This window comes from Amycolatopsis sp. EV170708-02-1, from assembly GCF_022479115.1.
Lineage (GTDB): Bacteria > Actinomycetota > Actinomycetes > Mycobacteriales > Pseudonocardiaceae > Amycolatopsis.
The window spans coordinates 6,753,764-6,778,055 of record NZ_CP092497.1 but is presented as its reverse complement, the minus strand read 5'-3'; the positions used below and the strand labels follow the sequence as shown (position 1 = coordinate 6,778,055).

Below are 24,292 nucleotides of genomic sequence, written 5' to 3'. Positions count from 1 at the left end.
GCAGGTCGTGCCGGCTCGAAAGTTCCCGTGTTATAGGCAGACTCGCTTTGTTCCCGCCAGCGGATTCCGCAAGTTCGTCCTTTCAGCTCAGTCGAAAAGGTGGGAAGTCGGCCGAAAACCGGATGAACCCGGCGCGGGGTATTCCCAAACCGGCGACGATGACGCAGGCTTGCGCGCCATGTGGACTGTGGGGGTGAGTGCTGCCTGGCGGGCTGCCTATCGGCGGTCCGTGCGGTCGGCCTTCGCGACTGTGCCGTTCTACCGGGAACGCTGGGCTCTGGACGGCAGAACGGATCCCGTGCTGGTGCCCGGTCGCACCGGGACGGATTCCGGCGCGGCGCCACTGGCCGAGGCGGTGCACAAGATCGTCGACCTGGTACCGCTCGCCGGTGGCGCGCAACGGATCGAGCCGAGCCGGGGCCTGGGGCCCGTGCTGCGTAAGGCACGTTCGGTGAGCGGGGACGCACTGGTCGTGGTGCTCGGCGGGGACGGGGTGCGTCCGCCGTCGGATCTGCCGCGCGGGGTTCGTTGCTGTGTGGTGGATCCCGACGTCCCGGCGCCGAGCGTGCTGGCGGAACTGTCCTCCGCGCTTCGCCGCGGCCGTCGCGTGCTCGCGGTCGGCGAAGACAAGCAGCTGGCCGTCTTCGCCGCGGCCTTGCCCGAAGACCGTGCGTACCGGGTCGAATCCGTACCGCGACGGGAACTGGACACAATGGACTCCGGCCCGTACGGGGTGCTCCACGATCCCGCGCTGGGCTACCTGGGCGCGATCGAAGCGTGCGGTCGCTGGCACCTCGACTGGCCGCGTGTCTACGCGCGCCCGACGACGGGCGGTCTCGCGTTCACGCTGCTGCGACAGGATTCCCCGCGGTTCGTGGACGTGCTGCCCGCCGGTGGCGTCCGTGGTGAGATCGCGCCGTGCCCGCGACACGGGACGCCGGTCGTGCTCACGTGAAGACGGCTTTCCACGACCCTCGCACCGATCCCGTTCCCGCGGGCTGGCCGGACTTCTTCCGTGCCGCCCGCCTGCATCCGGTGTGGGACTACGACGTGCTGGGGCTCGACGCCTGGACCGCGCGGAATCCGCCGGTGCTCGCCACCGTCACGGACGGTGCCCGGATCGTCGCGGCGTTTTCGGTGCTGGTGTGCCGTCCCCGGCTGCGATCCCGCTTCGCGCCGACGCCGGGGCATCGGTTGCTGCGCCCGTTCTGGGCCGAGGTGTGCCAGCCCTGGCTGAGCGGCTACCCGGGGCTCGCGTTCGCGCCGGGGATCACCGACACCGACCGGCGTCCGCTGATCCGGGAATTCGAACGGTCCTTGCGCCGGAAGCTCGGTCCCGCGCTGCTCGGAGTGCTGTACCGGGCGTTGGGGCACGACATCGCCCGTGACCTCCAGGGCCGCGGCCGGCTGGTGAAGGCCGTCGATTCGGTGGCGGTGCTGGAAAACCGCTTCGCCTCGGAAGACGAATGGATCGCTTCGCTGCCCAAGTCGCGGCGGGGTGGGCTGCGACGGCAACGGCGCAGGCTCGCCGACGATCCCGGTGTCGTGGTCGCCGGTGGTGCCGGCCGGGAAGACCTCGACAGCGCCGAGGTCGCGGCCCTCCTCCAGCGACATCGCGACCGGCACGGCAAGCTCGCGCTCGACACCAGGACGCCGCCCTCCGCCGCGTTCCTGCGCCGGTTCCTCCGCCGGCCCGATGTGCACACGCTGACCTACACCGGCGCGGACGGCAGGCTGCTCGCGGTGAACACCTTGCTCGATCATCCGGACAGCCCGGTGAAACAGCATTGGGGCACCTTGCCGGTGGACGAAGGCGGGCGGCGGGGACTGCTGTTCGACTCCTACATCCACGCCATGCGCTACGTCACGCGGCGCGGGGTCAAGGAGCTCACCGCCGGGCGCGGGCTGCCCGAACTCAAGGCCACGCTGGGTTTCCGGGCGCGCCCGGTGTACTCCGCGGCCGTGCCGAGACCGGTACTGGGATGGTGACGATGAAGGTGGCGGAGAGAAGCACCGTGTTCGAGGCCGAGGTGCTCGATCCGAGGACGGCCGCCGAACCCGAGGGCTGGAGCGGGTTCCTGCGGCGGGCGAGGTTGTGGCCGGTCTGGGAGTACGACGTCCTGCGCCGGGAAGCCTGGATGGCGAAGAATCCCGCGGTACTCGCGGTGCTCCGCCGGAACGGGACGATCGTCGGCGCGTTCACCGTGATGGTGTGCCGGAGCTGGCGGGCGGGGGACTTCGCGCCGTTGTCCGTCCTCGGTGGACGGTTCCGCCCGCGCTGGGCCGAGGCCTACCTCTGGCAGCTCAGCGGCTACCCGGCCGGCGTACTCGACGAACGGCTGGACGAGGCCGAACGGCGGGAGGTGGTCCGCCGGTTCGAACGGGCCCTGTGCGCCCACCTCGGCCCCGGATTGCTGGGCTTGATCTACCGCGCGATGAACCCGGAGCTCCTCCCGGCGCTGGACGGCCGCGGCCGGATGTCCCGGGAGATCGATCCGGCCGCCGTGCTGGCCAACGAATACTCCACTGTGGACGATTGGGAACGGGTGCTCGGCGACGAGACCCGGAAGACGCTGCACGAACTGCGGGAAGACGGGGACCTGCGCACCGAGGCGGCCACCGCCCGCCGGGACCTGGACTGCCACGAACTCGCCGTGCTGCTCAATGCCCATCGGGGCAGGCAGGACGACCGGGCCTGGGCCGGCGGGCAACGGTCGCGGTTCGGCGGGCTGCACATGGACACCCGGAGCCCGATCGCGCCGTCCTATCTGGACGCGTTGATCAGCCGCCCGGACGTCCTCACCCGTACCTACCGCGACGGATCCGGGCGGCTGCTGGGATTCGGCACGATCTTCGACGCCGACGACGGCTGCGCGCTGCACCAGTGGGCCGCGCTGCCGAGCGCGGCCGGTGGACGGAAAGGGCTCTATGTCGACTTCTACGCCAGGGGAGTGGAGCACATGATCACGCGTCGGCGCCCCGAGCTGACCGCCGGCCGGGCGATGCTGGAGAACAAGACCCCGCTCGGCTTCGGCACCAGGTCCCTGGTGTCGGTCGCGGTACCGAGACCGGTGCTGGGCCGATGACCTGGGAAGTGCGGGTGCTCGACCCGCGGACCGATCCGGAACCCGAGGGCTGGGCCGGATTCCTCGGCGCGCAGCAGGCCCCGGTCCCCTGGGACTACGGGTTGCTGCGGGTGGAGTCCCGCTTTTCGCGCAGCCCCACCGTGCTCACCGTGATCAGCGACGGCGGCGAGATCGTCGCCGCGGTATTGGCGATGCTGTGCGCCCCGATCTCCCCGGAAGGTCCCGGTGCCGTGCGCGGACTGGCCCGGCTGGGTCCGCGCTGGGTCGAGGTGCAGCACGCGTGGCTTTCCGGATACCCGCCGTGGCTGTTCGCCGACGGCGTCGACGCCGCCGACCGGCGGGAGATCATGCGCCGGTTCGAGCGGGCCGTCGGCCGTTTCACCGGGCCGGGCTGTCTCGGCGTCGTCTACCGCACCGTCCCGCCGGAGTCGCTCGACATGCTGACCGGACGGGGCAGGCCCGTTCGCGACACGATGCCGACGTCGGTGCTGGAGAACCGTTTCGTCGACGTCGAGGGATGGCTGGCGTCCCTGCGCCGGAGCAGGCGGCTGAGCCTGCGCGGCCAGTCGAAGAAGATCGCCGCCGACCCGGACGTGGTCGTCCGCACCGAAGCCGCCCGCACCGACCTCGACGCGCTGGAACTGGCCACGCTGCTGCGGGAGCACCGCGAGCGGATGGGGCCGGTGAAATTCGACCGGCGCGGTCCCGTCACCGCCGAATACCTCGGCGAACTCGTGCGCAGGCCGGACGTGATCACCTCGACCTACCACGACGGCGAGGGCAGGCTGCTCGCGTTCACCAACGTGCTCGACCACCCGGTCGCGCCGCTGCACCAGCATTGGGCCGCGCTCGCCCCGGAGGAAGGACGGCCGAAGCACCTCTACTTCGAAGCGGTCGTCCGCAACGTGCGTTACATGATCGAGGGCAACCGGAAGTCCCTCTCGATGGGCCGGGGGCTGACCGACCTCAAGGCGACGCTGGGGTTCCAGCCGGTGCCGCTGCTCGGGGTCATCGTGCCGAGGCCGGTGACGCGATGGTGATCGAGGTGCTGGACCCCCGCCGCGACCCGGAGCCCGCGTATTGGAAACCGTTGCGGGCCAAGGCGGGACTGCGGGCGGACTGGAGCTGGGAGGTGCTCACCACCCAGGCGTGGTCGGCGCGCACCGAGCAACCGGTCACGGTCCTGCTCGAAGGCGGCGAACCGCGTGGCGTGGTCAGCTCCGCGTGGGTCACCGGGCTCACCCGGCGGCACCGGTTCGCCCGCACGGCGGGCCGGGGACGGCTCGGCGGGCTCGACGTCCGGTCCCCGGGCGCGGGGGCCATGCCGGGCTGGTGGTTCGACGGCGAGGACGACGACGGCGGCGTCGGCAGGCTGCTGGACACCTTCGTCCCCGCCATGCGCGCGGAACTCGGGTTCGGTCTGCGCGCACTGCTGGTGCGCCAGGTCGGCGAGTCCGGAGTGGACAGTGTCCGCGGCGGGCCGAAGATGGTGCGCCGGACGGAGGACGTGGCCGTCCTCGACGTCTCGCCGTTCTCCGGCCGGGACGACTGGATGCATTCGCTGGCCAGGAAGCGCAAACAGAACCTGCGCAAGATCTTCCGCACCTTCGAGGCCGATCCGTCGCTCGGGGTGCGGGTGCGGCCGGGGGCCGAGGCCGATCCGGTCGAGATCGCGGAACTGTTGCGGCACAACGAAACCAAACACCACGATGTGCCGATCGTGCCGCTGCCGGCGTTCGTGGGTTACGTCGGCGCGCTGCTGCGCCAGCCGGATGTGCACGTCATCGAGTACCGCGAGACCGCCACCGGACGGGCGATCGCCGTCGCGACCCTGCTCGACCACCCGGCCCTGCCGGTCGCGCGGCACTGGGCGGCGTTGCCACCGGAGCTCGGCGGACGCCCCAATCTGTACTTCCACTTCTACGGCGAAGTGGTGCGCTGGGCGATCGAGACCGGGCGGCCGCAGGTGGTGTTCGGGAAGAAGATGTCGGAGATGAAGGCCTCGCTGGGGGCGCATCTCGTGCCGCAGTACGCGGCGGCGGTCGCGCTGCTCTGAGCCCTCGTGAGTGGCAAGGACGGTTCTAACCGTCCTTGCCGCTCACGAGGCCGCGCAGGAAGAGGTCGATGGCGAACTCGAACCGCTCCTGCGCGGTCTCCGCGGTGAAGTACTCGCCCGCGCCCAGCAGGTTCGGGAAGGCGCCGGGCGGGAACGACGTCATGTACTCGACCATCCGCCTGCCGCGCTGTTCCTGCTCGGCGAGGTCGATGTCGCCGTGTTGCCAGCCGGCGCCCTCGTAGGCGAAAGCCTTGGCATAGAGCCATAAAGCGTCGGCGGCGAACAGAGCCCGCTTGAGGTCGAGGCCGCCCGCGCGCAGGACCGCGAGCATCGCTTCGGCCTGCTGCAGGGCGTTCGCGCCGACCGGGACGGGGATGGCCCACGCGATCTTGGCGATCCCGGGGACCGACGTCAGCGCGCGCACGTTGTCGCGCAGCAGCTCCTTCGCCTGCTCGACCCAGCGATCCGGATCCGGCTCGGGGAACGGGCCGAAGGCGAGGACGTGGTCGACCATCAGCTCGTGGAGCTCTTCCTTGTTCGCGACATGGGCGTAGAGCGACGCCGGGCCGGTCTCCAGCGCCTTGGCCACACATCGCATGCTCACCGCCTCCAGCCCTTCCCTGGCGAGGAGGTCCAGTGCCGTCTTCACCACGAGCTCCTGGGACAGCACGGGTTTCTCGGCGCGACGCCGGGGCCTGCTCACTTCGTTCGCCTCCTGATCCGGGGTTCGCCGCGAACTCTACTTGACGCGAACACCGTTCGACTGTAGAACGGTGTTCGTCAAACGAACAGTGTTCGTCTAGCTGGAGGAAGTCATGACCGAACGACAGAACGCGGTGCTGGCCGTGCTGGGCGAGCTCGCCGACGCATGGAACGACGGCGACGCGGCCGCGTACGCCTCGCACTTCACCGAAGACGCCGACTACGTGACCTTCTTCGGGATGAACATGCCCGGCCGCGCGGTCATCGAAAGCGCGCACCGTGCCCTGTTCGAGGGGCCGCTCAAGGGGTCGAAACTGGTCGCGGGCGGCGGTGAGCCCAAGGTCCGGTTCGTCCGGCCGGACGTCGCGATCGTCGTGTCCGGCGGCGGGTCGTCGCTCTCGGGTGGCGAACCCGAGCCGGGCCGGGAATCGACGCTGACCTACGTCCTCGTCGAGGAGCCCGGAGGCTGGCGTGTCGCGTCCTTCCAGAACACCCGGGTGAGCGATCCGGCCGCGAGGGCTTCGTGAAGCTCCTCGTCGAGGTCTCCGGCGTGGTCCGCGCGCCGACCGCCGAGGTCTTCGCCCGGCTCGCGGCGACGCTGCGAGCCCGGCCGTACAACCCCGGCTTCGAAATGGACGCCGATCGCCGTTTCCTCGCTCAGCAGGGTGGCTGGTGGTACCGCGGCGAGTACACCGTCGAGGAGGATCCGCTGGGGGCGCGGGTGACCCACCGGGTGTACAACGTCGCCACCTGGAGCCGATGGGCGGTCCCGTTGGCGAACCGGTTCTTCGTCGGCTTCGCCGAGCGGGTCGGGGAGGGCTTCGATCGGATGCTGGGAGACCTGGCCCGCCCCGACGGGGAGAGGCGTACGCTCGGTTAGGTTCACCTAACCAGGAAAGGGAGTGTGCATGGCCGAGGCGCGGAGGGCGGTGTCGTCGATCCGGTTGCGTGTGCTGCGCACCGAGCGGATCACCCCGCATATGGTCCGGATCGTCGCCGGGGGCGAAGAGATCGCCTCGTTCCGGCCCAACGACTTCACCGACGCCTACGTCAAGGTGCACTTCCGGGTGCCCGGCGTCACCTATCCCGAGCCGTTCGACCTGGCGCGTGTCCGCGAGGAGTTGCCGCGCGAGCAGTGGCCGCGGATGCGTTCGTACACCGTCCGCGCGTTCGACGCGAATCTCGGCGAACTGGTGCTCGACTTCGTCCACCACGGTGACGACGGTGTCGCCGGGCCGTGGGCCGCCGCCGCGAAACCCGGCGACGAGCTGCTGATCTCCGGGCCCGGCGGGGCGTACGCGCCGGGCGAGGAGGCGGACTGGCATCTGCTCGCCGGTGACGAGAGCGCCCTGCCGGCGATCGCCGCTTCCCTCGAAGCGATGCCGGCGGGTGTGCCCGTGCACGCGTTCATCCTCGTGGAGGACGCCGCCGAAGAGCAGTCGCTGACCACCAAGGGCGACGCGCGGATCACCTGGCTGCACCGGAGCCGGGGCGACGATCTCGCCGCCGCCGTCCGCGAGCTCGAGTGGCGTGAAGGGGTGGTGCAGGCGTTCGTCCACGGCGAGGCCGGATTCGTCCGGGACCTGCGGCGTCATCTGCTGGACGACCGGGGGATGCGGCGCGACCTGCTGTCGATCTCCGGCTACTGGCGGATCGGGAAGACCGACGAGGCGTGGCGGCTGGAGAAACAGGCCGAGCGGAACGCGTAGCCTCGGTCGCATGATCGAGCTGAAGGTGGACGTCGACCCGGCCGAGGTGGGTTTCGACGCGGAGCGGCTGCGACGGATCGACAAGCATTTCGACGGCTACCTGGAGCGGAACCGGCTCCCCGGGTACCTGGCCGTGGTGACCAGGAACGGGAAGGTCGCGCATCTCGCGGCGAACGGGCAGCGGGACATCGAGGCCGGGCTGCCGGTCGAGACCGACACCATCTGGCGTGTCTACTCGATGACCAAGCCGGTCACGTCGGTCGCCGCGATGATGCTCGTCGAAGAGGGGCTCATCGATCTCAAGGATCCGATCGCCCGCTGGCTCCCGGAGTTCTCGGAGCCGCGGGTCTTCGCCGGTGGATCGTCGGTGAAACAGGCGACCGTGCCCGCCACCGAACCGATCCGGCTCTGGCATCTGCTCACCCACACCTCGGGGCTCACCTACGGGTTCCACCGCACGCATCCCGTCGACGCGGTCTACCGCGAAGCCGGCTTCGACTTCGGCACCGCGCCGGGGCTCGACCTGGCCGGAGTCTCCGAGGCGATCGCGCGGTTGCCGCTGCTGTTCGAGCCGGGTTCGGAATGGAACTACTCGGTCGCGACGGACATCCTCGGCAGGCTCATCGAAGTCGTCTCCGGTCAGCCGCTCGACGTCTTCTTCGCCGAGCGGATCTTCACACCGCTCGGCATGCACGAGACGGGGTTCCAGGCCGCCGCCGGCGATCTCGACCGGCTGGCCGCGCTCTACGTGCCGCATCCGGTCACCAAGGAGCCCTTCCGGCACGACGAGATGGGCGCGCTCGGCCGAGTCGCGCCCACGTGTTTCTCGGGAGGCGGTGGGCTGGTCTCCACGGCTGGCGACTTCCACCGTTTCGCCCAGATGCTGGTGCGCGGCGGCGAACTCGACGGTGTCCGCCTGCTCGGCCCGCGCACGCTGCGGCTCATGGCGACCAACCATCTGCCCGGCGGGGTGGACCTGGAGACCTGCGGACGCACCGGGTTCTCCGAGGCGCCGTACCACGGTTTCGGCTTCGGGCTGGGCTTCTCCGTGCTCGACGATCCGGTGAAGGCCAAGACGCTGGCCAGCGCCGGGGAGTTCGCCTGGGGCGGCGCGGCGAGCACCGCGTTCTGGGTCGATCCGGACGAGGACATCACGGTCCTGTTCTTCACCCAGTTGCTGCCCTCTTCCACTTACCCGATCCGCGTCGAACTGAGGAACCTGGTGTACCAAGCCTTGCTCGACTGAGGGGAGCCACGTGGCCGGGGCCGGGCTGGCCCTGGCCTCGGGCCTATCTCGAACCAGTGCGTGTCTGGGCAGCAATTTCTGGGACGGCTCGGCGCGTCGTCCGGGCTCGCCGGCGAGGACACGACCCTGGTCTACCTGGCGTCGAAAGGCGCGTGATCCGGGGCACAGACGGTGCCGCGCTCCGGAAGACGGCCATGGGCCAGATAGGCGTCGAGAGCCGCGTCGACACACGCGCTGCGGTTCGCGGCGCCGTGCCCCCAGGCGTCCAGCGTCAGGAGCCGGGCGTTGCCGAGGATGCGTTCGGTGCGCTTCGCCCCGGCGTACGGGGTTTCCGGGTCGCCCTTGCCGTTGGCCAGCAACAGGATCGGCGCGGTCGGCCGGTTCCACGGTCCCGTGTACCGCGCCGGATCGGCGGCGGGCCAGAAGGCGCACGGCAGGGAGAGATACGCGTCGTACGAACCGAAACCGCGGCTTTCCCGGTCACTCGCCTTGGCCGCGCGAGGCCAGGCGGCCGGGTCACGCGGGTTCGTGGTGTCCGCGCAGATCGTCCCGCCGCCACCCATCGCGGAATCGAAAGGGGTCGCGACGGCCGCGGCGGGTTTCGTCGCGGACTGGAGGAATTCCGCCAGCGCGGGGGAGCGGGCCTCGTCGGTGAGCGCGCTGTGGGTGCGCCGGATGACCTCCTGATAGGTGACCGGACCCGGCGTGGCTTCGAGCCGGTCGAGGAGCGCGTCGTACTTGGCCCGTAGATCGGTCCCGGGTTCGCGGAACGCGCACCGGGTGTCGGCCGCGCACGCGTCGAGGAACGCCTGGAGCGCGCGGTCCGCGTCCCGGAAGCCGCCGAGCCGGGTGCTGAACGGGACGTTCGCGTCCTCCGGCCGGTGCCCGGTGGACCAGGCGATCGGATCGTTGACGGCGTCCAGCGCCAAGGCGCCGACGCGATGCGGGAACAGGTTGGCGTACACCTCACCGAGATAGGTGCCGTAGGAAAGCCCGTAGTAGCGCAGGCGGGGCTCGCCGACGGCTTCGCGCAGCCTGTCGAGATCCCTGGCGACGTTCGCGGTGGACAGGTGTCCCAGTAGCGGCCCGGCGTTGCGGCCGCAGGAGGCGGCGACTTCACGGACGTCGGCGAAATGCCGGGTCTCCTGCTCCGCGGTGATCGGGAAGTTCCCCAGAACCCGTTTGAGCGGCTCGGTCTCGGCGTCGGACGCGAAGCAGCGGACCGGGGTGCTGGCGCCGACACCGCGCGGGTCGAAGCCGACGATGTCGAACTGCCGGTGCAGGGACGGGGTCTGGAATTTGGTGAACCGGCCGGGATTCCCGGGGCCGCCGGGATTGGTGAAGAGGGTGCCGCGTTTGTGCTTCTGGTCCGTCGCGGGAAGACGGCCGAGCGCGATGGTGATCCGAGGTCCGCCGGGGTCCTGATAGGACAACGGGACCTCGATCTCGGCGCAGTCGTAGCCCGGTGGCGAGCCGGACGGGCAGGGACCCCAGGCGAGACCTTTCGGCGCGGCCGAAACCGCGGGCGTGAGCGTGACGGCGGCGAGCGCGGTGAGAGTGAGCACAGTGGCGATGCGGATTCTGGTCACCGGGCCAGCGTCTCGCCTCGCGGGCGCGCGATCCCTGGTGCTCGTACCCGGAAAAATGGTGGGGTACGCCCCTCCATGTTCAACATATAGCGCACCGGGGGGCTTGCGGCAAGACCCCGGTGATACCGCAGAATCCTCGGCCGTAGCCAGAACAGGCCGAACAGGAGTGAAGATTTGACGGACGTCGACGTGATCATCGTGGGTGCCGGCCCGACCGGTCTGATGCTGGCCGCCGAACTGCGGCTGGCCGGTGCGCGCCCGCTGGTCCTGGAACGGCGGCCGGAACAGGGGAAGACTCCGAAGGCCCACGGCCTCAGCGGGCAGATCCTGGACCTGCTGCATCATCGCGGCCTGCTGGAGAAGGTGCGGGGACTCTTCACCGACCCCGTGCCGCCGCACCGCTTCCCCTTCGGTGGGGTCCACGTCGACCTCACCAGGTTCGACGAGCCGCCGCTGAAGGCGCTTTCGGTCCGGCAGCAGTCGCTGGAGCGGCTGCTGGAGGAGCACGCCACGGAACTCGGCACGGAAGTGCGGCGCGGGCACGAGGTCGTCGGGCTGCGCCAGGACGACGAATCGGTGACCGCCGAGGTACGCGGCCCGGACGGGGCGTACGAGGTCACCGCCCCGTATCTGGTGGGCTGCGACGGCGGGCGCAGTCCCGTCCGGTCGATGGCGGGGATCGGGTTCCCCGGCACCACCTATCCCGAGGTCAACCGGATCGGGCAGGTCAAGATCCCCGAGGGGCTGACCGTGCACGACGACGGCGACATCGAAACGCCGGAGCTGGGCCGGATCAAGGCGGGCTTCACGCGCACCGACGCGGGCGTGTTCGCGCTCGGTTCGCTGACACCGGGGATCCTGTTCATCCAGACCACGGAGGACGATCCCGGCGAGGTCGACGACGACGTGCCGATGACCCTGGCCGAACTCGGGGACAGCATCCGCCGCGTGCTCGGCGGGGACGTCCCGCTGGGCGAACCGGTCCGGCTCTCGCGCTACCAGTTCTCCGCCCGCCAGGCCGAGCGCTACCGCGAAGGCCGGATCCTGCTGGCGGGCGACGCGGCCCACCTGCTGCCCTCCACCGGCACGGCGATCAACGTCGGCATGTCCGACTCGGTCAACCTCGCCTGGAAGCTGGCCGCCGAGATCCAGGGCCGGGCGCCGGAAGGGCTGCTGGACACCTATCACGCGGAACGGCACGCCGCCGGTGCGCGTGCGCTCCTGCAGTCCCGGGCGCAGGTCGCGTTGCGGCGAGGGCACGACGAAGCCGCCGAAGCGCTGCGCGCGGTCTTCCAGGAACTGCTGGACGACGAGCAGGCCGCGCGACGCCTGGCCTCCCATGTCGCCGGGACCGACACGCGCTACCCGATGCCCGGTTCCGCGCACGCGCTCGCCGGCACGTTCGTCCCGGAGCTCGCCCTGGAGACCGACGACGGTCCGACCAGCGTCGCCGGGCTGCTGCGGGCGGCGCGGCCGGTCCTGCTCGACCTCGCCGGGCGACCGGAACTCCGCGAACTCGCGCGAGGGCACGTGGACGTCCACACCGCGAAGGCCGAGGACCGGCCCGCCGACGTCCTCCTGATCCGCCCGGACGGCTACGTCGCCTGGGCCGGAGACGACGCCGAGGGCCTGCGTGAAGCCCTCGCCGCCTGGTTCGGGTGACGTCTCGTGAGTGGCAAGGACGGTTCTAACCGTCCTTGCCACTCACGAGCTTGTCAGCGGTTGATGACTTCGGAGCCGTACCGCTTCAGGGTTTCCTCGCGCTGGTCGTGCATCAGGTACAGCGAGAACTGGTCGACACCGAGCGAAGCCAGCTCCTCCAGCCGGTCGACGTGCGCCGACGACGGCCCGAGCAGGCAGAACCGGTCCACGATCTCGTCCGGGACGAAGTCGGTCGACGGATTCCCCGCCCGCCCGTGGTGCGAGTAGTCGTAACCCTGCCGCTCCCGGATGTAGTCGGTCAGCTCGTGCGGCACCGGCCCGGAATCGCCGTACCGTGCCACGAGATCCGCGACATGGTTGCCGACCATCCCGCCGAACCAACGCAGCTGCTCCCGCTGATGCGCCAGGTCGTCGCCGACGTAGGCCGGGGCCGCGAGGCAGATCGTGATCCCGGCCGGATCCCGGCCCGCCGCGCGAGCGGCCTCGCGGACGGAACCGATGGTCCACCGGGCGATCGCGGGATCGGCGCACTGGAGGATGAAGCCGTCGGCGTGTTCGCCGACGGTCTTCAGCGCCTTCGGCCCGTATCCCGCCATCCACATCTCGAGCCTGCCGTTGCGGATCCAGGGGATCTGCACCGGCTTGTCCCGCAACAGGACTTCGCGTCCTTCGGCCAGTTCCTTGACCACGTGCATGCACTCGCGCACGGTGGCCAAAGTGGACGGTGGCATGCCGACCACCCGGTGCGCCGAATCGCCGCGGCCGATGCCGCAGACCGTCCGGTTGCCGTACATGTCGTTAAGTGTGGCGAAGGTCGACGCCATCACCGACCAGTCCCGCGTGGCCGGGCTGGTCACCATCGGGCCCACGATCATCGACGACGTCGCCGCGAGGATCTGCGAGTAGATGACGAACGGTTCCTGCCACAGCACGCACGAGTCGAAGGTCCAGCCGTAACGGAACCCCTGGTCCTCGGCGGCCTTCATCAGCCGCACGAGGTCGCGCGCGGGCGGATCGGTCTGGAGAACTATCCCGAAGTCCACGGCCACCTCAATTCAGGTACTGGTTCAGGTCGCGCGAGAGGAATTTCCCGTGCGTCGTACTGCCCGAGAAACCGGACGGCGACACCACCACGCGCCCGCGCGAGAGCACGGTCTCGACCTTGCCGGTGATCTCCATCCCCTCGTAAGCCGAGTAGTCCACGTTCATGTGGTGCGTCTCGACCGAAAGGGTCTGCTTCGCCGCCGGGTCGTAGACGACGATGTCCGCGTCCGAACCCGCCGCGATGACCCCTTGCGCGGGTACAGCCCGAACATCCGCGCCGGGGTGGTCGAGCAGGTCTCGACCCAGCGCCCGAGCGTCAGCTCGCCCGCCACGACACCTTGGTGCAGCAGGTCCATCCGGTGCTCGACGCCGGGGATCCCGTTGGGGATCGCGCGGAAGTCGCCGCGGCCGAGTTCCTTCTGGTCCTTGAAACAGAACGGGCAGTGGTCCGTCGACACCACCGAGAGATCGTTGGTGCGCAGACCTCGCCACAGATCCGCCTGATGCGACTTTTCGCGCAGCGGGGGAGAGGCGACGTACTTCGAGCCCTCGAAATCGGGTTTCGCCAAGTCCTCGATGGACAGATAGAGATACTGAGGACACGTCTCCGCGAAGACGTTCTGCCCGTCGTCACGTGCTTCCGCGACCGCCGCCAGCGCCTGCGACGCCGACAGGTGCACGATGTACAGCGGCGCCCCGGTCACCTTGGCCAGCTGGATCGCGCGCGAGGTCGCCTCGCCCTCCAGCTCCGGCGGGCGGGTGAGCCCGTGCTGCACCGGGTCGACCTTCCCGGCGGCGAACGCCTGCGCCGCCAGCTGGTCGATCGCGATGCCGTTCTCCGCGTGCATCATGATCGTCGCGCCGATCTCGCGCGCCTTCTGCATGGCCAGCAGGATCTCGCCGTCCGTGGAGTAGAAGACCCCCGGATAGGCCATGAACATCTTGAAGCTGCCGACTCCGCCGTCGACACAGGCCTGCATCTCCTTCAACGACGAGTCGTTGACGTCGGAGACGATCATGTGGAAGCCGTAGTCGATGGCGCAGTGGCCGTCGGCCTTCTCGTGCCATTTGTCCATAGTGGACAACAAGGACGTGCCCTTGGCCTGGACGGCGAAATCGATGATCGTGGTCGTCCCGCCCCACGCCGCGGCCGTCGTCCCGGTGCCGAAGGTGTCGACGGAATGCGTCCCGCCGAACGGCATCTCCATATGGGTGTGCGCGTCGATCCCGCCGGGCAGCACGTACTTCCCGGTGGCGTCGATCACCGAGTCGGCGGGCCCGAGCGTGCCCGGGGCGCCGACGGCCGAGATCGTCTCGCCGTCGACGAGGACGTCCGCCGCCGAAGCGCCCATCGTGGACAGCACCTGCCCGCCGCTGATGAGGGTGGTCATCACGCCTCCGCGAGGGGTCCGTAGCTGTCGGGCCGCCGGTCGCGGTAGAAGGCCCACAGATCCCGCACTTCGGCGAGCTTGCCCATGTCGAGATCGCGGACGACGATCTCCTCCTCGGTGTCGGACGCGGCTTCGCCGACGAGCTGGCCGCGCGGGTCGGCGAAATACGACTGGCCGTAGAAGTCGTTGTCGCCCAAGGGTTCCACGCCGACCCGGTTGATCGTGCCGACGTAGTACTCGTTCGCGACGGCGGCGGCGGGCTGCTCCAGCCGCCACAGGTACTCCGAAAGGCCACGGCTGGTCGCTGACGGGTTGAACACGATCTTCGCCCCGGCCAGGCCCAGCGCGCGCCAGCCCTCCGGGAAATGCCGCTCGTAACAGATGTAGACGCCGATGCGGCCGACGGCGGTGTCGAACACCGGGTAGCCCATGTTCCCGGGCCGGAAGTAGAACTTCTCCCAGAAGCCCTTCACCTGCGGGATGTGGTTCTTGCGGTGCTTGCCGAGGTACGTGCCGTCCGCGTCGATCACCGCGGCGGTGTTGTAGTACACGCCAGGCTGCTCGACCTCGTACATCGGGACGATCAGCACGACACCGTGCCGTTCGGCGACCTCCTGCATGAGCTTCGTCGTCGGCCCGTCGGGGATGCCTTCGGTGTAGGAGTAGTAGTCGGTGTCCTGCACCTGGCAGAAGTACGGGCCGTAGAACAACTCCTGCAGGCAGACGACCTGCGCGCCCTGCGAAGCGGCCTTGCCGATGGCATCGACCGCGTTCGCGATCATGGACTCCTTGTCACCCGTCCACCGCTGCTGGATCAATCCGGCTCGGACCACGTCGCTCACTTGCATCCTCCTCGATTTCGGTGGTGCGCTTGCGTTCGGGCAGGGACAGCAGCAGGTAGACGACGAAAGCGCCCGCCAGGCCGACGACCCAGTTGTAGTCGTAGAGGGGTTTCAGGAACGGGATCAGCCCGTCGGCGGGGAACGGCCCGCCGTACGCGCCGCCGACCGCGAGCACCGCGCCGACCAGCGTCGCGACGAGCGCGCGCCAGTTCCAGCCGCCGTTGAACCAGTAGACGCCGCGTTCGGTGTACAGATCCCGCAGGCGCAGCTTGGTGCGGTAGACGACCCAGTAGCCGGCGACCATCACCCCGGCGACGGCGCCGAGCAGGCCGCCGTAGAAGCCGAGCCACGCGAAGATGTAGATGTTCGGGTCGGAGTAGAGCCGCCACGGCTGGATGACGATCCCGATGATGCCCGTGATCAGCCCTCCGACCGCGAAGGTGATCTTCTTCGGGAAGGCGTTGGAGAAGTCGTAGGACGGGCTGACCACGTTGGCCGCGAGGTTCGCCGACACGGTCGCCAGCACCAGCGCGATCAGCGCGACCACCACGACGACCGGGGAATCGAACCGGTCGGCCAGTTTCGCCGGATCCCAGATCTGCTCGCCGTAGAGGACGCTGCCGCCCGAGGTGGTCAGGATGGCCACGATCGCGATGAACGTCATCGTGGTCGGCAGGCCGAGGATCTGGCCGCGGATCTGCTTGCCCTGGCTGCCGCCGAACCGGGTGAAGTCCGGCATGTTCAGCGACAGCGTCGACCAGAACGCGATCATCGCCATCAGCGCCGGGGCGAACACCTTCCAGAAGTCCGGGCCCCAGCCGAGTTTCCCGGGCTCGGCCAGGATCGGGCCGAGGCCGCCCGCCTTGATCAGCACGTACCCCAGCAGGATCAGGAAGCCGACCGAGACCAGCGGCGCCGTCCAGTTCTCGAACTTCCGGACCGCCTCCATGCCGCGCCAGATGATGAGCATCTGGAACAGCCAGAAGAGGCCGAACGAGAGCCACAGCGTCCAGTGCTGGCCGAGGACGACGGTGGAGTTCTTCCAGCCGGATCCGGCCAGCCGCCCGACGATGATGTAGATCGCCTCGCCGCCGACCCAGGTCTGGATGCCGAACCAGCCGCACGCGATGAACGCCCGCAGCAACGCCGCCAGATTCGCGCCGCGCATCCCGAAGAAGGCGCGGGCGAACACCGGGAACGGGATGCCGTACTTGGTCCCGGCGTGGCTGTTGAGCAGCATCGGGATCAGCACGATCAGGTTGCCGATGGTGATCGTGAGCAGTGCCTGGACCCAGTCCATGCCGAGTGCGATCAGCGAGGCCGCGAGAGCGTAGGACGGGATGTTGTGCGCCATGCCCATCCACAGCGCGAAGTAGGTGTACGTGGTCCAGGTCCGCTTTTCGACCGGGACCGGGGCGAGTTCTTCGTTGTAGAAGCGGCTGTCCTTCAAGGACTCGACCTCGCCGAGTTCCACCCGGCCATCAGGATGCACGTGCTGCGTACCGCGTGCCGTCGGCTCCATTGCGGAATCGTGCTCGCCCGCGCCGCGCGGGTGGGACTGGCAGACTGTTCACTGTTGATGGCGTCGGAGCGCAGACTGTCGATTGCGCTCGACGGGTCCGAGTGCATGACCTGCGTCACACATACGGACGTAGTGATCCGGCAAACCGGCCGAAACATCTCCACAGGATCTCCACAGCTCACCCGGATGGTCTCCACGGCCGATGCCTACAGTCATCCCCATGGAACTGGGAGGACGCCGGGTGCTGGTCGTCGAGGACGACGTGACCATCGCGGAGAGCATCGCCGCGCGTTTGCGGGCCGAAGGATTCTCGGTCGATCTGGCGCACGACGGGCCTTCCGGCGTCGAGGCGGACGCCGAACGGGAGCCGGACCTGGTGGTGCTCGACGTGATGCTGCCGGGATTCGACGGGCTGGAGGTCTGCCGCCGGATCCAGGCCCGCCGCCCGGTCCCGGTGCTCATGCTGACCGCCCGGTCGGACGAGACGGACATGCTGATCGGCCTCGGTGTCGGCGCCGACGACTACCTCACCAAACCGTTCTCGATGCGGGTGCTCTCGGCGCGGGTGCACGCGCTGCTGCGCCGGGTCGAACGGTCCGCGCGCGCCGAGGGCGAGGACGCGGGCACGAAGATCGTGCTCGGCGACCTCGAAATCGACGTCGACCAGCGGCGGGTCACGCGGGCGGGCACCCAGGCCCAGCTGACGCCGATCGAATTCGACCTCCTCGTCCACTTCGCGAAACGCCCGAGGGCGGTGCAGCCGAGGGAACGGCTGCTCAGCGAGGTCTGGGACTGGGACGTCGCGGGCACCGGTTCGGGTACCCGCGCCGTCGACAGCCACATCAAGGCGCTGCGCCGCAAACTGGGCGCGGACCTCATCCGCACCGTGCACGGCGTCGGCTACGCCCTGGAGGTGGGATCGTGAAGCTCCGCCCGCTGCTCGGCCGCGTCGTCGACGCGCTCCCGAGACCGCTCGACCCGGTCCGCTCCATCAAGCTCAAGCTCGCGATCCTGCTGGTGTCGTCGGGCGGGATCGCGTTCGCCTTCTTCAACTGGCAGATCGGCTGGCTGCCGCCGCGCACCACGATCGCCGCCATGGTGCTGGCCGTGGTCACGTCGCAGATCCTGGCGCACGGGATGACCAGGCCGCTGCGGGAGATGACCGCCGCGGCCCGGGCGATGGCCAAGGGCGACTACACCCGCCGGGTCCGGGCGACCGCCCGCGACGAGGTCGGGGAGCTGTCGCACGCCTTCAACCAGATGGCCGCCGACCTCGACGCCTCGGATCAGCGCCGCCGCGAGCTGATCGCGAACGTCTCCCACGAGCTCCGCACGCCGATCACCGCGCTGAACGGGGTGCTGGAGAACCTGGTCGACGGCGTCGCCGAACCCGACCCGGCGACGTTGAAGACCGCGCTGCAGCAGACCGAACGGCTCGGCAGGCTGGTTTCGGAACTCCTCGATCTCTCGCGGATCGACGCGGGTGCTTTCCCGCTGCAGTTGGAGGAGTTCGATCTCGAACTGCTGCTGGAGGAGGTCGCCGCCGAAGCCGGGGCCACGGGTCGCGGAGTGTGCTTCTCCGTCGACGTCCAGCCACCCGGCGCGACCGCCGTCGCCGACCGCGGCCGGCTCTACCAGGTCGTGGTCAACCTGCTCGACAACGCCGTCCGGCACGGACCCGCCGGGGGACAGGTCCGGGTGCGGGCGGAGGCCCGCGAGGCCGACGTCGTCATCGAGGTCGAAGACGAAGGCCCCGGGATCCCGCCGGGGGAGCGGGACAGCGTGTTCGAGCGGTTCACCCGGGGTGAGCGGGCGGGCGGCGGGGGCACCGGCCTCGGCCTCGCGATCGCGCGGTGGGTGGTCGACCTGCACGACGGCAGCATCGCCGTCGTCACCCCCGAGGGCCGGCCGGGCTGTGTCATCCGCGTCGTGATCCCCGTTCCCTAGCGGGGGCTGAAGGGGACTTTCCCCGCATGTGACGGGGCGAAAGCGTCCTTCACCGCGTGAGATGAGGTGAAGGACGCTTTCAGCCGTCCCCACACCCGACGATATGTGCTTTCGCAAACTGGAGGTTTAGATGAGCGAAGAGAAGCAGGCGCACGCGTCGCCGCCCTCGGCGACGACCACCCTGCCGCCCATGCCACCCGCCCCACAGGTGCCGATCCTGATGCGGCCACGGGTGCCGCCGAAGTCGGCGATCGTCCCGCTGCCCGCCTCCGTGCTGCCCGCGGCGGTCGCGGCCGGGCTGGTCACCGCGTTCGTCATGCCGGACGACCCCGGAGCGGGCTGGTTCGTGGCCGGGCTCGCCTTCGCCGTGGCTGTCTACTTCGCCGACAAGCGCGCCCGAGGCGACGCCGAACCGCACTTCCGGCTGGTCAACGCGCTGTGGGCGGCGGCGGCCCTCGGGCTGCTCGCCGTCGGCATGTTCCGCGCGTCGGTATGGCTGAACGTGTTGTGCGTCCTGGCGGCCCTTGTCGCGGGATCCCTCGCGGTGGTCGGGAAACGCACCGTGAACACGATCATTTACGACGTCTTCGCGGTCCCCATCGAAGCGCTGCTTTCGATCCCGTGGATCGGGCGCGGGCTTACGAAGCTCGGCAAGAAACAGGAAGGCCGCACGAGGCCCAGGTTCCTCGTGCCGGTGCTGGCGAGCGCCGTGCTGTTGCTGGTGTTCGTGCCGCTGTTGCGGGGCGCGGACGCCGCGTTCGCGAACGTCGTCGACGCGGTGATCCCCGAGCTGAACCCGGGGACCTTCGTGCGCTGGGGTTTCCTGTTCGTGGTGGCCGCGTTCGCCGTCGCCGGGGCGTGTTACCTGCTGGCGGCGCCCCCGCTGCCCGCAGCCGACGACGCGCCGCGCAAACGGCTCGCGCACCGGCTCGAATGGACGTTGCCGCTGGGCGTGCTGGTGCTGCTGTTCACGAGTTTCGTCGTGGTCCGCCTGGTCGTGTTGTTCGGTGGCACCGAATACGTCCTGGCCACGAGCGGGCTGACGGCCGCCGAGTACGCCAGGAGCGGGTTCTGGCAGCTCTCCGCCATCACCGTGCTGACCCTGCTGCTGGTCGCCGCCGCGTTGCGCTGGGCGCCGAAGACCTCGGTGGCCGATCGTGCCTGGCAGCGCGGGCTGCTCGGCGCGTTGAGCGTGCTCAGCCTGGTGCTGGTCGCGTCGGCGTTGAGTCGCATGTGGACATACCAGCAGGCGTACGGGTTCACCGTGCTGCGGCTGCTCGTCGAGGTCTGCGAACTCTGGATCGGCCTGATCTTCCTGCTGGTGCTCGCGTCCCTGATCCCGCTGCGGCCGTCCTGGCTGCCGCGCGCGGCCATCGGGGCCGCCGTCGCGGCGCTGCTCGGGCTGGCCGTGCTCGATCCGGAACGGTTCATCGCCGACCGCAACATCGATCGGCTCGCACACGGCAAGACGCTCGACACCACTTACCTGTCACGGTTTTCCGCCGACGTGGTGCCGTCGGCGGACCGGCTGCCCGAGCCGCTGCGGTCCTGTGTGCTCGGGCCGGTCGTGCGAGGAATCCCGGAAGATGATTGGCGCGAATGGAACCTGAGCCGGTCCCTCGCGCGTCAGACCCCCGTTACCGCGAAGGACGGGATCGGCTGCCGGTACCTGACCCGTCCTTGAGCCGTGACCCACGGCCTTGATCGCCCTCTTGGGGGTGAGGGCGATCAAGGCGGCGGTGAACGGCGCCGCCGGGCCACCGAGGGGGAGGTCCGGCGGTCACCTCGACGGAAGTGCCTCGGTCAGAAGGTGAAGACGCCGGCCGACTCGGCGTCGGCGACGCAACGGTTGGCGTACGAGGTGCGGAAGGTGACCGGTTCGCCGCGCCACTTGCCCACCGCCGAGACGTCCACCGGCGAGTACTCCAGGGTGCAGGCCCGCGGTTCGGGGCGGAGCTTGTCGAACTTTCCGTCCACTTCGGACAGTTTGCCGCAGGCGTTCCCGCGGGTGGGGTGGGAACCCCCGGTGGGCCCGCAGGTGAGCGAGACGGTGCCGATCCGGCCCCTGGTGTCGTGGCTGGTCAGCTGAAACGTGGATTCGGCGGGTTGCGCCGGGGCCATACAGGCCAACGCGAGTACGCAGGCGCCGATCGGTTCGAAGAAAGCCATATCAACCCTATCGGCTGACGTGGCCCGATCACTGTGTTCCACGCTCGGGTGAGATTTGCTCACCCGGACGTGTGGTCGTCCGCTTTTCGAATGTCGTGGGCGAGCAAAGCGACATAAAGCGAGAGCATCGACTCCGGATCTTCGAGCCGCACGCCCAGGACCTGCTCGATCCGGGCCAGCTGCTGGTAGTAGGCGGTGCGGGAGGTGTGCGCGGCGGCGGCCGCCGCCGACTTGTTGCCGCCGTGCTCGCAGTAATGCCTCAACGCCTGGACGAGTCTGCTGCCCTGCGCGGCGTCCCGGCTCAGCAGCGGGCCGAGCTCCCGCGCGGCGAACGCGGTGATCCGCTCGTCGCCCGCCAGCAGATGCAGCAGTCCGCGCAACCGGACGTCGTCGAGCCGGTGGACCACCCGTTCGACGTTCTCGGCGAGCGCCGCGGCGGCGACCTGCGCGGCTTCGACGAGCGTCCGCCGTGCTTCCGCCGGTCCGCTGCCGGTGGTCCCGACCGCGACCACGGCGGGCGCGCCGGCGCGGGCCTCGTGGACGTCGGTGGCCAGCCGCTTCAGTACCGCGTCGACCCCGGCCTCCGGTGAAAGCGCGATCAGCGCGCGCACCTGGGTGTCGTCGGTGGCCACCAGCGCGGACACCTTGGCGTGCCGCGCGGCGAGCACGGTCGCCTCCGCGAGTTCCCGCAGTAGCACCGGAGTGGACTGCGCCGTCTTGGCGGTCACGGTGATCCGGGGCCGCACGGCGACCCCGACCAGCAGCCGTCCGGTCAGCGGGACACCCAGCGCGGAGGCCCGCGCGGTCAGTTCCGCGGGCGGCACCGGGTTCGCCAGCAGTTCGGTCAGGATCGCGCGGTGCGCCTGGCGTTCGAGGCTGTCGGTGTCCTTGGCGACCAGCCGGTGGACCGCGAGCGCGGACGCGGCCCGTTCGGCGACCACGACGTGCCGGTGCGGCGGCGGGTCCCCGCAGACGACGACCAGCCGTCCCCAGTCGTGCCCGCGCGCGCCGACCACGGTGATCAGCCAGCCCGCGCCCTGGTGGTAGCCGGTCCGCTCGCCGACCTGCACCGGCCGCGACCGGGACGGCCAGCCGGGCAGCAGCTCGCCGGGATCGGTCCCCGCCGTGTCGTAGGCGAGGACCTCGTGCGACAGCGTCTCCAGCACGACGGGATGTTCGGTGAGCCTCGCGACCTCCCGCAGGATGTCGCCCGGCTCGGCGCCGGCGACCGTCAGCGCGGTGAACGTCTCGTGGACCCGCTCGGCCGCGCGCAGTTCGTCGACCTGGGCGTCGACGATCAGCCCGTTCACCGCCTCGGTGACCGACACGAAGCGCGTCTCGCGCGAAAGGGTGATCAGCGGGACACCGTGGCGGTCCGCGGCGTCGACCAGCGCGGGCGGCAGCTTCTCGCTCCAATGCCGGACCAGTTCGACGACGATCCCGGCGACACCGATCCCCGCCAGGTCGCCGACGTACCGGGCCAGCGCGGCACCGTCGTCGGGCAGCGCGACCCCGGTGGTGAGCACGAGTTCCCCGCCCCGCAGCAACGGGGCGATGTCCGCGACCTCGGCCACGTGCGCCCAGCGGACCGGCGCGTCCAGCCCCGCCGCCCCCGCCACCACATGGGGCCTGCCCTGACGCAGCACCGGCAGCGCGAGCACCTCGGCGACGGTCGGGTACATCGGCCTCCCACCCGGTTCGACAACGCTGGAGACAGACTGTACGGGCGGGACCGGGAGTCCGTACACGTTGACGATGGCGTCGGTGTGGCGCGCGCACTCAGACTCGACCGGGAGCAGGCATCAGGACCAGGAAGGCGGAACCGTGACCGACCGCATCAACCACTGGATTGACGGCAAACCGTGCGAAGGCGTGAGCGAACGATCCGGTGACGTGTTCGATCCGGCCACCGGCCAGGTGCGGGCGAAGGTCGCCTTCGCGGCGCAGGACGACGTCGACGCCGCCGTCGCGGCCGCCTCCCGGGCGCTGCCGGGCTGGCGCGGGACGTCGCTGGCGGGCGGACACGGGTGCTGTTCGCCTTCCGTGAGCTGCTTTCGGCGCGGCGGCACGAACTCGCGAAGATCGTCACCAGCGAACACGGCAAGGTCGAGTCCGACGCCGCGGGTGAAGTCGCGCGCGCGATCGAGAACGTCGAGTACGCCTGCGGCGCGGCGCAGATGCTCAAGGGCGGGTTCAGCGAGAACGCCTCCACCGGCGTCGACGTGTACTCGATCTCGCAGCCGCTCGGCGTGGTCGGCGTGATCTCGCCGTTCAACTTCCCGGCGATGGTCCCGCTGTGGTTCGTGCCGAACGCGCTCGCCTGCGGCAACACCGTCGTGCTCAAACCGAGCGAGAAGGATCCGTCCGCGGCCGTGTTCATCGCGGAGCTGTTCGCCGAGGCCGGCCTGCCCGACGGCGTCCTCAACGTCCTGCACGGCGACAAGGTGGCCGTCGACGGGCTGCTGGAACACCGCGACGTCAAGGCGATCTCGTTCGTCGGGTCGACGCCGATCGCGAAGTACGTCTACGAAACCGGGACCCGGCACGGGAAACGCGTGCAGGCGCTCGGCGGCGCGAAGAACCACATGGTCGTCCTCCCGGACGCCGACCTCGACCTCGCCGCCGACGCGGCCGTGTCCGCGGGCTTCGGCTCGGCGGGGGAGCGGTGCATGGCGGTGTCGGTCGTGGTCGCGGTCGACCCGGTCGGCGACGAACTGGTCGAGAAGATCGCCGAGCGGATCAAGCGGCTCCGCGTCGGCGACGGTATGCGGCCCACCTCCGAGATGGGGCCGCTCGTCACCGCCGCCCACCACGAACGCGTCGAGTCCTATGTGGAGGCCGGTGTCGAAGCGGGCGCCCGGCTCGTCGTCGACGGCCGCGGTATCGAGGTCGACGGTGAGGACGGCGGGTTCTGGCTGGGCCCGACACTGTTCGACCAGGTCACCCCGGACATGTCCGTGTACACCGACGAGATCTTCGGGCCGGTGCTGGCGGTCGCGCGGGCCGAGGGCTACGACGCGGCACTGGAGCTGATCAACGCCAACCCCTACGGCAACGGCACCGCGATCTTCACCAACGACGGGCGGGCCGCGCGGCGGTTCCAGAACGAGGTCGAGGTCGGGATGGTCGGCGTGAACGTGCCGATCCCGGTGCCGGTCGGCTACTACTCGTTCGGCGGGTGGAAGGACTCGCTGTTCGGGGACAGCCACGCCTACGGGCCGGAAGGGTTCCACTTCTTCACACGGACGAAGGTCGTCACCTCGCGGTGGCCCGATCCTTCGCAGGGCGGGGTGAACCTCGGGTTCCCGCGCAACAGCTGACGACAGC

Annotated in this window: 20 protein-coding genes and 2 pseudogenes; 14 read left to right on the top strand and 8 right to left on the bottom strand. The window is 70.0% G+C overall.

Features of this window, described 5'->3' with window-relative positions; translation table 11 throughout:
* Window positions 1-229: 229 nt before the first annotated feature.
* The 5 genes from MJQ72_RS30805 to MJQ72_RS30785 are packed head-to-tail and all read left to right on the top strand — an operon-like array spanning window position 230 to window position 5,142.
* Window positions 230-955, top strand: coding sequence for a hypothetical protein (locus tag MJQ72_RS30805; protein ID WP_240594544.1), 726 nt, complete (start codon window positions 230-232; stop codon window positions 953-955).
* Complete coding sequence (locus tag MJQ72_RS30800; protein ID WP_240594543.1) at window positions 952-1,989, top strand: GNAT family N-acetyltransferase; 1,038 nt, start codon at window positions 952-954, stop codon at window positions 1,987-1,989. The genes MJQ72_RS30805 and MJQ72_RS30800 overlap by 4 nt, the downstream gene beginning before the upstream one ends.
* Window positions 1,983-3,086 (top strand): hypothetical protein, encoded by a 1,104-nt coding sequence (locus MJQ72_RS30795; RefSeq protein ID WP_396426886.1) that lies wholly within the window; start codon window positions 1,983-1,985, stop codon window positions 3,084-3,086. The genes MJQ72_RS30800 and MJQ72_RS30795 overlap by 7 nt, the downstream gene beginning before the upstream one ends.
* Window positions 3,083-4,126, top strand: a complete 1,044-nt coding sequence (locus tag MJQ72_RS30790; RefSeq protein ID WP_240594541.1) for a GNAT family N-acetyltransferase — start codon at window positions 3,083-3,085, stop codon at window positions 4,124-4,126. The genes MJQ72_RS30795 and MJQ72_RS30790 overlap by 4 nt, the downstream gene beginning before the upstream one ends.
* Window positions 4,120-5,142 carry a GNAT family N-acetyltransferase gene (locus MJQ72_RS30785; RefSeq protein WP_240594540.1) on the top strand — a complete coding sequence of 341 codons (1,023 nt, stop codon included), beginning with the start codon at window positions 4,120-4,122 and terminating at the stop codon, window positions 5,140-5,142. Before MJQ72_RS30790 ends, MJQ72_RS30785 begins: the two co-directional genes overlap by 7 nt.
* Before the next feature lie 25 nt (window positions 5,143-5,167).
* On the opposite strand, the gene MJQ72_RS30780 is transcribed toward MJQ72_RS30785, so the two are convergent.
* A complete protein-coding gene (locus MJQ72_RS30780) occupies window positions 5,168-5,845 on the bottom strand; it encodes a TetR/AcrR family transcriptional regulator (RefSeq protein ID WP_240594539.1) in 678 nt (225 codons plus the stop codon).
* 112 nt (window positions 5,846-5,957) lie between these two features.
* Between MJQ72_RS30780 and MJQ72_RS30775 the strand changes: the two genes are divergently transcribed.
* From MJQ72_RS30775 to MJQ72_RS30760, 4 genes are read left to right on the top strand one after another with little or no spacing between them, the layout of a single operon-like run.
* A complete protein-coding gene (locus tag MJQ72_RS30775; protein WP_240594538.1) occupies window positions 5,958-6,371 on the top strand; it encodes an SgcJ/EcaC family oxidoreductase in 414 nt (137 codons plus the stop codon).
* The gene (locus MJQ72_RS30770; RefSeq protein ID WP_240594537.1) at window positions 6,368-6,724 is read left to right on the top strand and encodes a hypothetical protein; all 357 of its coding nucleotides are present in this window, start codon (window positions 6,368-6,370) and stop codon (window positions 6,722-6,724) included. Before MJQ72_RS30775 ends, MJQ72_RS30770 begins: the two co-directional genes overlap by 4 nt.
* Before the next feature lie 28 nt (window positions 6,725-6,752).
* Window positions 6,753-7,553, top strand: a complete 801-nt coding sequence (locus tag MJQ72_RS30765) for a siderophore-interacting protein (RefSeq protein WP_240594536.1) — start codon at window positions 6,753-6,755, stop codon at window positions 7,551-7,553.
* A 10-nt stretch (window positions 7,554-7,563) separates the two neighbouring features.
* Window positions 7,564-8,799, top strand: a complete 1,236-nt coding sequence (locus tag MJQ72_RS30760; RefSeq protein ID WP_240594535.1) for a serine hydrolase — start codon at window positions 7,564-7,566, stop codon at window positions 8,797-8,799.
* A gap of 131 nt (window positions 8,800-8,930) precedes the next feature.
* Here MJQ72_RS30760 and MJQ72_RS30755 read toward each other — a convergent pair whose 3' ends face one another.
* Entirely contained in the window at window positions 8,931-10,388 is a 1,458-nt protein-coding gene (locus MJQ72_RS30755; RefSeq protein ID WP_240594534.1) for an alpha/beta hydrolase, read from the bottom strand.
* 174 nt (window positions 10,389-10,562) lie between these two features.
* Between MJQ72_RS30755 and MJQ72_RS30750 the strand changes: the two genes are divergently transcribed.
* Window positions 10,563-12,050 (top strand): FAD-dependent monooxygenase, encoded by a 1,488-nt coding sequence (locus tag MJQ72_RS30750; RefSeq protein WP_240594533.1) that lies wholly within the window; start codon window positions 10,563-10,565, stop codon window positions 12,048-12,050.
* A gap of 53 nt (window positions 12,051-12,103) precedes the next feature.
* Here the strand turns inward: MJQ72_RS30750 and MJQ72_RS30745 are convergent, their stop codons facing one another.
* The 4 genes and pseudogenes from MJQ72_RS30745 to MJQ72_RS30730 all read right to left on the bottom strand — a co-directional run bounded on the left by MJQ72_RS30745 (window position 12,104) and on the right by MJQ72_RS30730 (window position 16,849).
* On the bottom strand, window positions 12,104-13,093 hold the full coding sequence (locus MJQ72_RS30745; RefSeq protein WP_240601456.1) for a TIGR03842 family LLM class F420-dependent oxidoreductase: 990 nt from the start codon (window positions 13,091-13,093) through the stop codon (window positions 12,104-12,106).
* Window positions 13,094-13,100: 7 nt separating this feature from the next.
* Window positions 13,101-14,485 (bottom strand): annotated as a pseudogene (hydA, locus tag MJQ72_RS30740) (dihydropyrimidinase).
* Complete coding sequence (locus MJQ72_RS30735) at window positions 14,485-15,327, bottom strand: nitrilase-related carbon-nitrogen hydrolase (protein ID WP_240594532.1); 843 nt, start codon at window positions 15,325-15,327, stop codon at window positions 14,485-14,487. The pseudogene hydA and the gene MJQ72_RS30735 overlap by 1 nt, the downstream one beginning before the upstream one ends.
* Window positions 15,278-16,849, bottom strand: a complete 1,572-nt coding sequence (locus tag MJQ72_RS30730) for an NCS1 family nucleobase:cation symporter-1 (protein WP_240594531.1) — start codon at window positions 16,847-16,849, stop codon at window positions 15,278-15,280. Before MJQ72_RS30730 ends, MJQ72_RS30735 begins: the two co-directional genes overlap by 50 nt.
* Window positions 16,850-17,090: 241 nt before the next feature.
* Here MJQ72_RS30730 and MJQ72_RS30725 point away from each other — a divergent pair, with 241 nt between their 5' ends.
* The 3 genes from MJQ72_RS30725 to MJQ72_RS30715 all read left to right on the top strand — a co-directional run bounded on the left by MJQ72_RS30725 (window position 17,091) and on the right by MJQ72_RS30715 (window position 20,480).
* A complete protein-coding gene (locus MJQ72_RS30725) occupies window positions 17,091-17,774 on the top strand; it encodes a response regulator transcription factor (RefSeq protein WP_038524060.1) in 684 nt (227 codons plus the stop codon).
* Complete coding sequence (locus tag MJQ72_RS30720) at window positions 17,771-18,796, top strand: HAMP domain-containing sensor histidine kinase (protein WP_240594530.1); 1,026 nt, start codon at window positions 17,771-17,773, stop codon at window positions 18,794-18,796. Before MJQ72_RS30725 ends, MJQ72_RS30720 begins: the two co-directional genes overlap by 4 nt.
* A 130-nt stretch (window positions 18,797-18,926) precedes the next feature.
* A complete protein-coding gene (locus tag MJQ72_RS30715) occupies window positions 18,927-20,480 on the top strand; it encodes a DUF4153 domain-containing protein (RefSeq protein ID WP_240594529.1) in 1,554 nt (517 codons plus the stop codon).
* Between the two features lie 119 nt (window positions 20,481-20,599).
* On the opposite strand, the gene MJQ72_RS30710 is transcribed toward MJQ72_RS30715, so the two are convergent.
* Entirely contained in the window at window positions 20,600-20,965 is a 366-nt protein-coding gene (locus MJQ72_RS30710) for an SSI family serine proteinase inhibitor (RefSeq protein WP_240594528.1), read from the bottom strand.
* A 59-nt stretch (window positions 20,966-21,024) separates the two neighbouring features.
* Window positions 21,025-22,647: a PucR family transcriptional regulator ligand-binding domain-containing protein gene (locus MJQ72_RS30705; RefSeq protein WP_240594527.1), complete on the bottom strand. Its 1,623-nt coding sequence runs from the start codon at window positions 22,645-22,647 to the stop codon at window positions 21,025-21,027.
* A gap of 142 nt (window positions 22,648-22,789) precedes the next feature.
* Here MJQ72_RS30705 and MJQ72_RS30700 point away from each other — a divergent pair.
* A pseudogene (locus MJQ72_RS30700) lies at window positions 22,790-24,285 on the top strand (CoA-acylating methylmalonate-semialdehyde dehydrogenase).
* Window positions 24,286-24,292: the final 7 nt, after the last annotated feature.